The organism is Ochrobactrum sp. A-1 (genome assembly GCF_022488005.1).
Lineage (GTDB): Bacteria > Pseudomonadota > Alphaproteobacteria > Rhizobiales > Rhizobiaceae > Brucella.
Genome location: NZ_JAKVQC010000007.1, coordinates 62,551 through 76,098 on the forward strand (window position 1 = coordinate 62,551; position 13,548 = coordinate 76,098).

Genomic DNA, 13,548 nt, shown 5'->3' on the forward strand with positions numbered 1-13,548 from the left:
TCGCTCCTGATGACAGTCTCGGAAATTTTTAGGCCGCTTAGTAATTTTGGTTATCCGACGCGGATCGGAGTTCAACTCTATCAACCCATAACGGACCAGCCAAAAGGTTCGACGAGGCGAGGAATGACGTATGACCATCCAGACGCCGGATATTTCGCGGAGCACGAGCATGGCGCAAGAGCAGACCGGCTGTCGCCTGTGCGGTAAATTACTCAAACATACTTTCGTCGATCTTGGGATGTCACCGCCTTGCGAGAGCTTCATCACGGCGGATCGCCTTGACCGTATGGAGCCCTATTACCCGCTCTATGCGCTCGTCTGCGACCATTGTTATCTGGTGCAGCTGAAGGAGTATTTCTCGCCTGCAGAAATTTTCACTGAATATGCCTATTTTTCGTCCTTCGCCACGAGCTGGGTCAGCCACGCAAAGACCTATTGCGACGAGATCACCGAGCGGCTGGGATTGAACGAGAATAGCTTCGTGGTCGAGATTGCCAGCAATGATGGCTATCTGTTGCAGCATTTTCTGCCGAAGGGCATCCCGATCCTCGGTATCGAACCGGCTGCCAATGTGGCTGAGACCGCAATTGCCAAGGGCGTGCCGACGCGCGTGGATTTCTTTGGTTCGACGCTCGCCGCCGAACTGGTGGGCGCGGGACGCAAGGCCGACCTCCTGATCGGCAACAACGTTCTGGCGCAAGTCCCTGATCTCAATGACTTTGTGCGCGGCCTGCAACTGCTGTTGAAGCCGGAGGGCGTGATTACGCTGGAGTTTCCGCATCTCGCCAATCTGATCGAGCAGAACCAGTTCGACACGATCTATCACGAGCATTTCTCGTATTTCTCGTTGCTGACGATCCGGTATATGGCGCATCGCCATCACCTCAAGATTATCGACGTGGAGGAACTGCCAACCCATGGCGGGTCCCTCCGGGTGTATCTTGCGCATAACAGCAGCAAGCGGAAGGCGGGGCCGCGTGTTGCAGCTCTTCTGAAGCGCGAAGAGAGTTTCGGCCTCAACGAGATTTCGACCTATGAGCAGTTTGCCGAAAAGACGCGGCGCACCAAGCGCGATCTCCTGTCCTTCCTGATCGCAGCCAAGAATGCTGGAAAACGCATCTGCGGTTACGGCGCGCCGGGCAAGGGCAACACGCTTCTGAATTATTGCGGCATCGGCACGGATTTCCTGGACTTCACGGTTGACCGCAATCCCTACAAGCACGGGCGTTTCACGCCGGGCATGCACATTCCGATCTACGATGTGTCGGCAATCGACAAATACCGGCCCGATTACATCCTCATTCTGCCGTGGAATTTCAAGGACGAGATCATCCGGCAGATGCAGCATGTGGTCGAATGGGGTGCGAAGTTCATCATTCCCATCCCGCACGTCACCTTGATTGACCCGGCATTACTCACAGAGGAGCGGTAAGTCATGAAAGTCGTTTTGTTCTGCGGCGGTCTTGGAACCAGAATCCGCGAGTATTCGGAGAATGTCCCGAAACCGATGATCCCGCTCGGTCATCAGCCGATCCTGCATCATGTCATGGAATATTACAGCGACTATGGGCACAACGAGTTTGTTTTGTGTCTGGGCTATAAGGCCAATGTCGTGAAGGATTTCTTCCTGACGATCCGTCCGCAAACCTTCGCGGACTGTGTGGTTTCGGATGGCGGGCGCAATGTGCAACTGCTCGAGGAAGTGGATCGCGACTGGAGCGTTACGCTGCTCGATACGGGTATCTGGCGCAATATCGGTGAAAGGCTCTGGAGCGCCCGATCGCATGTAGCAAATGAAGATATGTTCCTCGCCAATTACAGTGACGGTCTCAGCGATGTCGATCTCGACGACATGACGGAACGTTTCCGAGCCAGCGGTAAGATTGCCTGCTTTCTCGCCGTCCGTCCGCCGCTGACCTATCACCTTGCAGATATTGCCGAAGGCGGCGACGTGCGGGCTTTCCGAACCTCGAACACCTCCGATATCTGGATCAATGGTGGCTATTTCCTCTTCCGCAAGGAAATCTTCGACTATATGCGCGAAGGGGAGGAACTGGTGCTCGAGCCCTTCGGTCGTCTCATCGCTGAAAACCAGTTGATGGCCTATAAGTATGAGGGCTTCTGGCGCTCCATGGATACGCTGCGTGACTGGCAGACGCTTGAAGATATGGTGGAGAAGGGTGACATGCCCTGGAAGAGGCACAAGGCGGAAGAAGCCGCACGTCGGGCCACCAATGTCGCGATAGCGCTATGATCGATCTGCGCTCACTGGCAAATAACAGCCGTCCGCTTCAGCTGCTTTGTCTGGGCGCGCATTCCGACGATATCGAGATCGGTTGCGGCGGCACGCTTCTGAGCCTGATCGAGAGCGGAACGCCGCTGCATGTCGAATGGTGTGTTCTGTCGGGGAACGAGACAAGGCGCGCGGAGGCAGAGGCTTCCGCACGCGATTTTCTGCGCGGGATAGACAGTTTCAACATCCATCTGGCCTCTTTCGAGGATAGCTATTTCCCGGCGCAAAGCCGCGAAATCAAGCAATGGCTGATTGAACAGCGCGGAAGAGGGCTACCGGATATGGTTTTCACTCATCGCCATGGCGATGCTCATCAGGATCACCGTACGATCAACGAGCTGACATGGAACCTGTTTCGGGATCAGGTGATCCTTGAATATGAAATTCCGAAATGGGATGGCGATCTGGGCCAGCCGAACGCCTATTCGGCGCTACCGGCTGTGATGATGGATCGCAAGATCGAACTGTTGATGAAGCACTTCGGCACACAGCGCTCGAAGGATTGGTTCGATCCGGAAACCTTTCGCGGTCTTGCCCGGCTACGCGGCATGGAATGCCGCGCGCCCGAAACTTATGCCGAAGCTTTCCATGCCCGTAAGCTGCGGCTTTTCTAATTTTTAATCGGTTCCGCATTGGTGTCGACACGGACGACCACCGACATGCCGGGTGCCAGATGCGCGGCGTCCGGTTGATCTTCATCGATGGCGATCCGAACGGAAAGGCGTTGCGTGATCTTGGTGAAATTGCCGGTCGCATTGTCCGACTTGATGACGCTGAATTCAGAACCGGCAGCGGGTGCGAAGGCTTCGATATGCCCCGTCAACTCTGCATGACGCAGCGCATCGACGGTGAAAGTGACTGGTTGGCCGACCTTCATGCCGTAGAGCTGTGTTTCCTTGAAATTCGCCATCACCCATTTGGTCTTCGGGACGACGGACACGAGCTGCGTTCCCGCCGTCACATATTGACCGAGCCGGACGCCCACTTCGCCGAGCGTACCGTCGCGCGGGGCGATGATGCGGGTGTTCTGCAGGTCGATCCGCGCCAGTTCAACGGTCGCTTCCGCATTGGCGATATCGGCATTGAGGCTGTCACGATTGACGATGATGGATTGCAGGTCCTGTTGGGCAACGGCCAGTGCGGCTTGGGCTTCGTCAACAGAAGCTTGTGCCTGAAGCAGGGTGCCGTGTGCTGTATCGGCAGAGCTTTGCGTCGTCACGCCGCGCGGCAGCAAGGCTTCGACGCGCTTCGCATTGGCCTCAGCTACCTCAAGTGCTGCCTTGGCGCCGGAAATCTGCGCCTGCCGCGACTGGATCGTTGCTTCGGCTGAACGCTGGCTCTGTTCTGAGTTGGCAAGCGCTGCCTTCTTGCTGTTGAGTGCGGCAAGCGCCTGATCCAGCTTCTGCTGATAGCTGCGGCTGTCGATCTCGAACAGGAGGTCGCCCTGTTTCACGGTTTGATAGTCGTTGACATTGACCTTGGTGACATAGCCAGCGACTTGCGGGCTGATAACCGTTACCTGTCCGCGGACATAAGCGTTATCGGTGGTCTCGACGCTGTGCTTGAAAGGCGGCAACTGCCACGCCCAGAGCACCATCAGAACGCCTGCCAGGCCGATGATGAGGGCAAGACCGCCACGAATATACTGTTTTCCAACTGACATTTTCAAATACTCGTCGATTTAACCAGCCATCGCAGCACTTTGGCGGCGGGCGTGCATGTTTTCATAGAGGCGATAGGCGATCAGGCAGGCGAGTGAGAGCACCGCAATGACGGAGATCGCGAGAAAAGCATCGTTATAGGACAGCACTGTCGCTTCCTTGGTGACCTGTTGTCCAAGAAGCGCCAGCCCTTCTGCCTTCGTCAGTCCCTGGTCAGCCAGAACCTTTGCGTAGGTGCCGGATAGTGCCTGAACGCGCTGGGCGACCACGGGATTGGACATGACCAGTTGTTCCACCAGATAGGCGGAATGGTATTTCTCGCGGATCGCGATGAAGGTGCTGAACACGGCAGAGCCGATAAGGCCACCAATGTTCTGTGTGAACAGGAAGATGACGATGAAACTCGTCATGTAGGTCGGCCCTTGTTTCAGCGCCTTGGTAATGCCTGCAAGCATGGCCGGGGGCAGGAACAGAGCGCCGCCGAAAGCAATCAGTCCCTGACTGAGATAGGCATTATGCGGACGGGTCAGGTTTGTCGCATGGCTGTCCAGAAAGGCCCCGATCGCGATGAAGACGAGCGCCAGCCCGAAAATGATCGATACGCGTTCCAGCTTCATCCACATGCCGCAGGCAATGCCGCCCGCCAGCGACGCGGCGAGGATGACCAGATAGAGGCCACGGCTCTGGCCGTCCTGCAGACCGAATGCCTGGAAGAGGCCGACCGCGCCGGTCGTCTGTTCGGCAAGCACGATGCGGAAGACGAAGAGTATCAGCGTGAAGCGCAGAATTTCCGGCGAGAACAGCCAGTGCAGGTTCATCAGCGGTTGTTCGCGGTTGAGTTCGATGGCGGCAGCGCAAGCGAGGACTGCGATTGAGATCGCAAGGCATACGCCGATCCACGGGGCTTCGAACCACCAGTAATTCTTTCCCTGAACCAGAACCACCGCGAGAAGCCCAAAGCCGATGGCGATCAGGCCGTAAGCGACGAAATCCAGCCAGTGCAGCACTTTCGCGCGCGGCGCCTGCGTTAACGGCAAGACATAGACGACGGCGAAGGCTGCAAGCGACAGGCCGATCTCGACCATATAGAGTTGCTGCCATTGGCCGATATCGAACAGCAATGGCGAAATGACACGTGCTAGTGGGCCTGCTGCCGCCGAACAGGTCAGCGCAAGGCTGAGCCCCCACGTCATTTTCTTGGCGGGCGGAAAGGCTTCCAGCATGTAAAGAAAGCCGATGGTCGAGACCGGTGCTGCGGCAGCGCCCGCAATGAAGCGGATCGGGATTGCCGACCAGATGTCGTAGACAAGTAGATGCAGCAACGAGGAAATCAGGAAGACCGCGATCGCAATTTCCGCAAACCGGCGCAGGCCGAACTGCGTGCGGATCTTGACGAGAAGGATCGTCAGGCTGGCGTAAGGCGCCATATAGGCCGCTACCAGCCAGGAGGTTTCCGTCAGCGTCGCGCCGAGTGATCCCTGTATCTGCTGTGTATTGGCCGAGATGAAATACATGCTGAGGCCGCGTGTCGACCACATGAGGACAGACGCGGTGATATAGATGGCCGACATGTAAACCGGCATATGCGGAACCGAAGGCGTTGCAGCCTGCGTCGGCGCAGCCTCTTGTCCCTGCCGATCTTTGCCTTCTTCCGACATGGTTTTAGCGGTCTTTGCCCGCGAGGGTCGCTTCTACTGTCTGGCTGACTTCCTGAAGCACCGATAGCGCCGTTTCCAGCGACTGTCTGTCTACGCGCTGCAGCAGTTCGGATCGCATGCGGTGGGTGATTTCTTGCAGCTCGCGTACTTGCGCCTGTGCTTCATCCGTCAGTTCAATGCGTTTCGCACGGCGGTCGCTTTCAACCGCGCTGCGATAGATCAATCCCTGCTTCTCAAGGCCATCCAGAAGACGCACTACCGAGGGATGCTCGATTTCAAGAGCATCCGCCAGCTCGCGCTGGTTCCAGTCGCGCTGCTGGGTCAGAAGCACAAGCACACGGGCGCGCGCCAGCGTCAGTCCGCGCTCACGGACGCGGGAATCAAACAGATTGCGCATTTTGCGTGCGGCCGTGGAAAGCTCCATCGTGAAAGCCGCTTCGAGATCGTGTTTTGATTGGGACATTGTATAGCCATCTATTATATGTATAGCTATATATAATACTCTGGATCTGCTAATCAATGGCTGCAACGGTTACCGGAAACAGGAAACACAATTTTTTGACGTTGATCGTTGGCCGTAATTCGGAAAATCGTGACACGAGTTTTCGTTTCGCCGTCAAGTGATGGCGATGAAATCCTTTACTGGACGGATAACGATCTTGGTTATGCGGTGAGCGGTGAGATATCGCGCGAACTGTTAACTTGCTTTCCAGTCGTCGCTGAAGGCGTGGATCATCGCATCCTTGGAACTGCCGCTGGCGATCAATGCGGCAAGCAGGATGCGAGCCTGACCTGGGCGAAGCGTATGTGCGTGAATGGCTCCGGCTTCGCCAAGATCATATCCGCCTCCGCCGCCACCATAGCCGGGTGTCAACAGGCCTTCTGGCACGCGGCTTGAAACGACGGCAGGAATATTGCGGCGTGTACATTCGCGGACAGCTTCGACAACGCAGGGCGTAGTGTTGCCGGACCCCAGCGCCGCAAGAACCACGCCGCTGGCATCGGCTGCAATGCTCGCTTCGATGTGGAGGGCGTCGCAGCCCGGATACAGGGCAATCGTGTCGATCCGGCGGTCACCGACAGGGGCTGGAAGCACAGGGCTTTGGATTTGGATCATGCGTGCAGAGCGGAAGGCGTCAGTACTGTCGCTGCTGAACTTGTATGCCCCCCAAGCAGGAACAATCCGTCCGCCGAAGGCAATAAGGACACCTTTGTTGGCACTGGCCGGATTGCAGGCAAGCTGAATGGCGGCAGCGAGATTTTCCGGCCCGTCCGCCTGCGGATGATCGGCGGTAAATTGCGCTCCGGTGAAAATCACCGGCTTGCTGATGCGACGCTGCAGATGTACCAGCAGCGCCGTTTCTTCCATGGCATCCGTTCCGTGCAGGACGATGACGCCATCGACGTCATCATCCTGCAGGCCCGAACCCACAGCATCACTGATGCGCTGCATGTCGGAAAGGGTAAGGCTAGCAGAGTCCTTCGCCATGAGATCGACAGGACGAAGCTCCGCTTCAAGGCCCGGTACGAATTCCAGCAAATCCTTACCGGTCAGGACCGGTGTGCTCGCGCCGTCTTCCCCGCGCTTGCTGGCGATGGTGCCGCCAGTGGCGATCACCATTATGGAAGGCTTTGCAAGCGTCATATTTCCGAATCCTCTCACTTACCAAGAATGCTGGCGTCTACAGCACGTTCAGCAGCGAGTCGATGGATGCGTTCACGCATCAGATACCAGCCGAGGATGAGGGCCGGGCCGATAATCGCCAGCGAAGCAATCGTCCAGGTGCCCACCGGATAGTCGAGCGCCATCAAAACGAGTACGCCGAGCAGGAATGCGAGTGTGAGGATGCCGGTATAGGGCGCGCCGAACATGCGAAAATCCGGGCGCACGATTTCGCCGCGACGCGCAAGATGCCACAGTTTCAACTGGCAGAGGACAATGACGCCCCACGCGGTGATGATGCCGAGAGCGGAGAGATTAAGCGCGATTTCGAACGCAGCCGCAGGCACGACGGCATTGAGAATGACACCAATCACGGTGACGACGGCGGTAACCGCAATGCCCATATAGGGAACGCCGTTCTTGTTCATCTTGGCCAGCGAAGCAGGTGCAGAACCGGATATTGCCATGGAATGCAGGATGCGTCCCGTGGAATAAAGCCCGGCATTCAGCGACGACAGCACTGCTGTCAGGACGACGAGGTTCATGATGATATCCGCACCCTCGACGCCGATCTTGCCGAAGAAGGTCACGAACGGGCTCTCGCCAGCGGAATAGGCGGTGTAGGGAAGAAGCAGCGAAAGCAGCAGGACCGAACCCACATAAAAGACAAGCAGTCGGAAGACCACGGTGCGGATTGCGCGGGGCATTACCTTGCGCGGGTCTTCGGTTTCTCCAGCCGTGGTGCCCAGCAACTCGATGGATGCATAGGCGAAAACCACGCCCTGTATGATGATGAAGGCAGGCAATATGCCGTTGGGGAACAGACCTCCGCTATCGGTAATGATGCTGAAACCCGCCGGATGACCGTCAATCGGCGTGCCGGAAACGACAAAGTAAATGCCGACGACAAGAAACGTTACGAGCGCGATGACCTTGACGAGGCTGAACCAGAATTCCAGTTCGCCGAACACTTTCACCGACATGAGGTTCATCGCAAGCACGATGACAAGCGCCGTCAGGGCGAATACCCATTGGTCGATGCCCTGCAGCCAGGGCACATAATGCTTGAAGAAATTCATGTAGAGCGCAACTGCCGTCACGTCTGCAACTGATGTCATGGCCCAGTTGAGCCAGTACATCCAGCCTGCCGCGAAAGCCAGCTTTTCGCCGTAGAACTCGCGGGCATAGGAGACGAAGGAACCGGAGCTGGGACGATGCATGATGAGCTCGCCCAAGGCGCGCAGAACCAGAAACGCAAAGAAGCCGCACAAGGCATAGACGAAGACCAGGGCGGGACCTGCCAGCGCCAGGCGTCCGCCCGCGCCGAGAAAGAGCCCGGTTCCGATTGCGCCGCCAATCGCGATCATCTGAATCTGCCGCGGTTTCAAGGCTTTGTGATAACCGCGGTCCTCTTCAATGAACACTTCGCGTTCGGCCGGGGTGGCTTTCATTGTTTCGATTGGCATTGCTCCTCCCTGAGAGCGCGGTTTCGACGGGCGACCGTTCGGCGTGAAAGGCCAATTAGGGCACGCCGCCGGTCATTCAATGAGGCGATGGAATTCATCCCCATTTGATGGGTATTCTGTAAAGCTGCATGACAGATTTTGGAGGCGGTTTTAACGCATATCGCAGAACGCACGTCAAGTATTCAGCTTCAAATGAGAAGCTCGGCACCCAATTTCAGAAAAGGCTGGTAGGGAAAAAATCAGCAGGAAGAGAGTGTTACCGGCTTGTGCTTATTCGGCAGGAAAATGCTGCGCCAAGCCGGATTGGCTCGAATAATCTGCGCGAATCCTGTGCAAAGCCACCGCCTTGTGGCGTCAGACTTCATCCTTGCCGATGATCGTCGTCACGGCTGTCTTGACCTTGCTCAGATGGGCTTCCATCGCTGCACGGGCTTCGGCTTCCGATCCAGCCTCAATGGCCTCGACAATACGGCGATGCTCGACATTTGACGCTTCACGGCGACCAGACATCAGATTGACGAGTTCGGATTGCTGGATCAGTGCTTCGCGGGCATCGGCGACGATCTTGGAGAAGACTGTGTTGCCGGAAGCCTCAGCAATAGCGCAATGAAATTCGGAATCGAGCAATTCCCATTTCTGCGGGTCCGTCTGGCGGTCCATCTTGTCGCAAAGCTCAAGCAGGTGGGCGAGTTGCCCGACGCTGCGGCGCAGTGCTGCCCAACCCGCCGCCGGTACTTCGATGAACGGGCGCGCCTCGATCAGATCACGCGCCGAATAGCCGCCATAACTCAGTTCGCTCACGGGGGAAGTATTCAGGACATAAGTGCCACTACCTGTCCGGGTCTGGGTTAGCCCTAGCGTCTGTAGTGATCGCAGCGCCTCACGGACGATTGGGCGACTGACGCCGAACCGGCCAGCGAGTTGGGCTTCGGAGGGCAGGCGGGTGCCTATGGCAAGGCGACCGGATGTGATGGCCGAGCGAATATCGTCGAACACGACTTCCGCCGCATTCTTTCGTGTGATCGGATGCGTGTCCGATAGCCAGTTGGCCAATTCGCTCATGTCCAAGCCTCCGTCACTTGCCTCGCTCCTGTCAAGCAGCTAGGCAATTTTGGAAGGGATATCAATCCTAAAGCGCTTCACAAAGGTCAGATAAATAAACACAAGAAACCCCGCAATCCGGCCGGACCGCAGGGCTTTTCAATCGGAAATCGTCAGGCCGCCGTGGCGGCTGTGTTCAATTTGTTGGCTGACAGGATACTGATAAAAGCCGCGCCATAAGCCGTGAGCGGCGCCATCTTGGCAAGCGCGCTCGCAATGGCGTCATGGTGGCTCAACTCTTCTTCGGAATCGTGGCGGAAGGATACGCAAACAGTTTCGCCATCTTCACCGATGAATTCTACCTGATAGGAATTTTCCTCGCCGCATCTTTTGACCAGAGCATCGATAATTTGCATGCATTCATTCTCCTTCCGAGCCGCATGAACGCGCTGGAATCGATATGGTTCCATACAATTTTATCTTTTTTCCAATCTTAGTTCCGCCTCGACAGTTGGGCTGCACCCAATGCCGCCGCGAACGCAACGGCAAGCATGACAAAGGTGAACTCGGCAACCGCAGACCATCCATCCGCAACCCAGAAATAGCCGCCCGCTGCACCGGCTACGCTGGAACCGAGATAATAGGCGAGCAGATAGAGTGACGATGCATGTCCCTTTGTGTGGAGTGCCAGTCGTCCGACCAGAGCGCTGGCGACCGAATGGCTGACGAAGAAGCCGACAGTCACGAGGATGATACCCAGGACGATGACAGGCAACGGCGCAAACAGGGTCAGAAGACAGCCCGCCGCCTGTATCGCAAGGCCGATGGGAAGAACGGTGAAATAGCCGAGCCTGTCGCCCATCCTGCCAGCAAGCCATGAAGCGGCGATACCGAACAGATAAACCGTGAAAATGGCGCCGAGCGCTGTCTGGCTGAGGCTGTAAGGCGCTGCGACAAGACGGAAACCGATATAGTTGTAGATGGTGACGAAGGAACCCATCACGAGAAAGCCAATGGCAAAGAGCAGCGGCAAGGCCGGGTTGCGGATGTGGCCGATCCATGCGCCGAGGTGAAACCGTGCATTGAAGCCCGGGCGCGGGACGAAGTTCTGCGAGGCGGGCAGCAGAAAGAGGAAACCGATGGATGCGGCAAGTCCAAGCAGTCCCATGCCCGCCAGCCCGACGCGCCAGGAGAAATACTCTGCGAGCGTTCCGGCAATGACACGGCCCGCCATGCCTCCGAACGCGTTGCCAGCAATATAAAGCCCCATTGAAGCGCCAAGGCCGCGCGGGTCGATTTCTTCAGCCAGATAGGTCATGGCGACCGCTGGCACGCCGCCAAGCAGCAGTCCCTGCAGGGCGCGGATGATGAGCAGCATATGCCAGTCCGGCACCAATGCACTGGCTATCGTGCAAAGTGCTGAGCCGAGAAGCGAAACGAACATCAAGGTCCTGCGCCCGAAACGCTCCGATACAGCGGCGGCACAGAAAATTGCAAAGGCGAGAAAACCCGTCGAGACGGAAAGTGACAGGGAACTTACCGCGGGCGTGATGTTAAAATCATGCGCAAAAAGCGGCATCAGTGGCTGGACGCAGTAAAGCAGCGAGAAGGTCGCGAAGCCGGACAGGAACAGCGCAATGCTTGCATTGCGAAATGCCGGTGTGCCCTTGACGAGATAGTGTTGCTGTTCGGTTGCCGTGGGAGCTGAAACGAGCTTGAGCTGGCTTTCCGGTGTTCTGACGCTGTCGAGGCTGCGTTCTGCGAGGCGTGACATGACTTTGCCTTTTCAAATCCTCCCGCTTTTGATCTAGTCAAATACGCTTCATTTGTCCAATATATGGAAGTGGCAATTGCAATAGCTTTTGGATATGGCGATGGAACTACGTCATCTGCGTTATTTTCTGGCCGTGGCCGAAGAGGGCAATTTTACCCGCGCGGCTGCGAAGCTCGGTATCGGTCAGCCGCCGCTCAGCCAGCAGATACGTGACCTCGAAAACGAGATCGGTGTGGCGTTGTTTCATCGCGTGCCGCATGGAGCCGAACTGACGGCAGCAGGCACGGCTTTTCTTGGTGAAGCGAAGGCTTCCCTTGCCGCCGCCGAGAAGGCGAAGCTCGCAGCCCAGGGCGCGGCGCGTGGAGAAACCGGCAGGCTCGCGCTGGGTTTCACTGCATCGTCCGCGTTCAACCCGACTGTTAGCGGTACGATCCGCAAGTTTCGGGCCAGATGGCCCGATGTCCGGCTGACCCTGACGGAGATGAACAGTCATTTGCTGATGGAAAAGTTGGTCAGGGGAGAAGTGGACGCTGCCTTCATCCGGCCCGGATTGGAAAATCCCAAGGATGTACGCATGAAGCGGTTGGCTGATGAGCCGATGCTGATCGCCCTGCCGAGCCATCATCCGCTTGCCGTTCATCCCAAGCTGCCGATTTCAGCTCTGGCAAAGGAGGCATTCGTGCTTTTCCCGCGCATTGTGGGGCTTAGCCTTTACGACGATGTGGTTGAGGCTTGCCGGAATGCGGGCTTTGAAATGATCGTAGCGCAGGAAGCGCCGCAGATGCCGTCTGTGGTCAATCTGGTCGCAGCCGATCTGGGCGTCTCGATTGTCCCAACCGCCATTGCGCAGATCAAGCTGGCCGGAGTGACTTACCGTCCTATCGAAGGCGAACCTCTTCTGGCGCGGTTGGGGCTGGTTTCGATGAAGAACAACCGCTCGCCGCTGATCGATAATCTGATAAGCCTGTTGCCGGCCGCATAATCTTGATCTTTATCGAGCGCGACGGCATAGGGCTATGAAACTCTTTGCGGCTTGTGAGGGCTCGCTTTTACGGAAGGCGAGGGCCACGTCCGAGGTTACGGCAATACCACTTATATCGACATAGCGTATGCCGGGAAGGCCGACAGCACTCATCGATTTGGGCACCAGTGCAACGCCGAGCTCGATTGCCACACGGCTTGCTATTTCGGTGAAGTCTAATGCCTGGGCGTTGATATCAGGCTCGAAACCGGCACATCGGCAGGCTTCGAGTGTCGTCCTGTGAAAGCCGATGTCGGCGGGTTGACGTGGTGTGAGAAAGGTTTCTTCCTTCAAAGCTTCGAGCCGGATTGTGCTGCAATTCGCCAGAGTATGGGCTTCGTTCAACACGGCAACAAGTGGCTCATGTTTCACGACAAGGCTGGTCAAGCCGGGCGGCAGCGAGGCGGGCCAGCGGATAAAACCCATATCCAGCAAGCCGTCTGAAATGCGCGAGAGCTGCATCCGCAATTCCATTTCAGTGAGGTTGACTGCGATATCGGGATATTCCGACCGGAATTTGCGAATGGCTTCGAAGACAATACCGGAATAGGCGGCTGACGCTACATAGCCGATGGAAACCTGCCCGATTTCGCCCCGACCGGCGCGCTTGACTGCCACCATGGCTGCATCGGTCTGTGCAAGGATATTGAGAGCTTCCCGATAAAGCACCTCGCCGGACTGGGTCAGTTGCACCGAACGCCGCGACCTGTCGATCAATGGCGAGCCGACGATTGCCTCTAGCGCCATGATCTGCTGACTGAGGCCGGGTTGGGCGATGCCCAGTCGCGCGGCAGCACGTTCGAAATTCTTCTCGTCCACCAGAGCGCAGAAATAGCGCAAGTGGCGCAACTCGAAGGAGCGGGCGGCAGTGTTTTTATTCGGAGCTGGCGGCATTTGCGTGCTTTTTTGAATAATTCAAAACTATGACGGCAGTAAGCATCATAAGTTATGATTATGAAAAAGACACCCTC

The 13,548-nt window shown here is 56.9% G+C and carries 13 protein-coding genes and 1 pseudogene; 5 read left to right on the forward strand and 9 right to left on the reverse strand.

Features of this window, described 5'->3' with window-relative positions; translation table 11 throughout:
- Nucleotides 1–130: 130 nt before the first annotated feature.
- Genes MKS82_RS18355 through MKS82_RS18365 form a run of 3 tightly spaced genes read left to right on the forward strand, consistent with a single transcriptional unit; the run spans nt 131 to nt 2,907 of the window.
- Nucleotides 131–1,432, forward strand: a complete 1,302-nt coding sequence (locus MKS82_RS18355; RefSeq protein ID WP_109987426.1) for a class I SAM-dependent methyltransferase — start codon at nt 131–133, stop codon at nt 1,430–1,432.
- Between the two features lie 3 nt (nt 1,433–1,435).
- The gene (locus MKS82_RS18360) at nt 1,436–2,254 is read left to right on the forward strand and encodes a sugar phosphate nucleotidyltransferase (protein ID WP_109987425.1); all 819 of its coding nucleotides are present in this window, start codon (nt 1,436–1,438) and stop codon (nt 2,252–2,254) included.
- Nucleotides 2,251–2,907 carry a PIG-L deacetylase family protein gene (locus MKS82_RS18365; RefSeq protein ID WP_109987424.1) on the forward strand — a complete coding sequence of 219 codons (657 nt, stop codon included), beginning with the start codon at nt 2,251–2,253 and terminating at the stop codon, nt 2,905–2,907. The genes MKS82_RS18360 and MKS82_RS18365 overlap by 4 nt, the downstream gene beginning before the upstream one ends.
- On the opposite strand, the gene MKS82_RS18370 is transcribed toward MKS82_RS18365, so the two are convergent.
- Genes MKS82_RS18370 through MKS82_RS18380 form a run of 3 tightly spaced genes read right to left on the reverse strand, consistent with a single transcriptional unit; the run spans nt 2,904 to nt 6,075 of the window.
- Nucleotides 2,904–3,956: an HlyD family secretion protein gene (locus MKS82_RS18370; protein ID WP_109987423.1), complete on the reverse strand. Its 1,053-nt coding sequence runs from the start codon at nt 3,954–3,956 to the stop codon at nt 2,904–2,906. The genes MKS82_RS18365 and MKS82_RS18370 overlap by 4 nt on opposite strands.
- A gap of 18 nt (nt 3,957–3,974) precedes the next feature.
- Nucleotides 3,975–5,612 (reverse strand): MFS transporter, encoded by a 1,638-nt coding sequence (locus tag MKS82_RS18375; RefSeq protein ID WP_109987422.1) that lies wholly within the window; start codon nt 5,610–5,612, stop codon nt 3,975–3,977.
- A gap of 4 nt (nt 5,613–5,616) precedes the next feature.
- Nucleotides 5,617–6,075 carry a MarR family winged helix-turn-helix transcriptional regulator gene (locus MKS82_RS18380; protein ID WP_109987421.1) on the reverse strand — a complete coding sequence of 153 codons (459 nt, stop codon included), beginning with the start codon at nt 6,073–6,075 and terminating at the stop codon, nt 5,617–5,619.
- A gap of 95 nt (nt 6,076–6,170) precedes the next feature.
- Between MKS82_RS18380 and MKS82_RS18385 the strand changes: the two are divergent.
- Nucleotides 6,171–6,312, forward strand: a pseudogene (locus MKS82_RS18385) (anti-sigma factor family protein); the annotation flags it as partial.
- Here MKS82_RS18385 and MKS82_RS18390 read toward each other — a convergent pair.
- The 5 genes from MKS82_RS18390 to MKS82_RS18410 form a co-directional block, all read right to left on the reverse strand.
- Nucleotides 6,310–7,257, reverse strand: a complete 948-nt coding sequence (locus tag MKS82_RS18390; RefSeq protein ID WP_109987420.1) for an asparaginase — start codon at nt 7,255–7,257, stop codon at nt 6,310–6,312. The pseudogene MKS82_RS18385 and the gene MKS82_RS18390 sit on opposite strands and share 3 nt — an antisense overlap.
- Before the next feature lie 14 nt (nt 7,258–7,271).
- Nucleotides 7,272–8,741: an amino acid permease gene (locus MKS82_RS18395; protein ID WP_109987419.1), complete on the reverse strand. Its 1,470-nt coding sequence runs from the start codon at nt 8,739–8,741 to the stop codon at nt 7,272–7,274.
- Between the two features lie 354 nt (nt 8,742–9,095).
- Nucleotides 9,096–9,803, reverse strand: a complete 708-nt coding sequence (locus MKS82_RS18400; RefSeq protein ID WP_109987418.1) for a FadR/GntR family transcriptional regulator — start codon at nt 9,801–9,803, stop codon at nt 9,096–9,098.
- Between the two features lie 152 nt (nt 9,804–9,955).
- Nucleotides 9,956–10,198, reverse strand: coding sequence for a hypothetical protein (locus MKS82_RS18405; RefSeq protein ID WP_109987548.1), 243 nt, complete (start codon nt 10,196–10,198; stop codon nt 9,956–9,958).
- A 77-nt stretch (nt 10,199–10,275) separates the two neighbouring features.
- Nucleotides 10,276–11,556: an MFS transporter gene (locus tag MKS82_RS18410; protein ID WP_109987417.1), complete on the reverse strand. Its 1,281-nt coding sequence runs from the start codon at nt 11,554–11,556 to the stop codon at nt 10,276–10,278.
- Nucleotides 11,557–11,656: 100 nt separating this feature from the next.
- On the opposite strand from MKS82_RS18410, the gene MKS82_RS18415 reads away from it, so the two are divergent.
- Entirely contained in the window at nt 11,657–12,538 is an 882-nt protein-coding gene (locus MKS82_RS18415; RefSeq protein ID WP_109987547.1) for a LysR family transcriptional regulator, read from the forward strand.
- 9 nt (nt 12,539–12,547) lie between these two features.
- Here MKS82_RS18415 and MKS82_RS18420 read toward each other — a convergent pair whose 3' ends face one another.
- On the reverse strand, nt 12,548–13,471 hold the full coding sequence (locus MKS82_RS18420; protein ID WP_109987416.1) for a LysR family transcriptional regulator: 924 nt from the start codon (nt 13,469–13,471) through the stop codon (nt 12,548–12,550).
- Nucleotides 13,472–13,548: the final 77 nt, after the last annotated feature.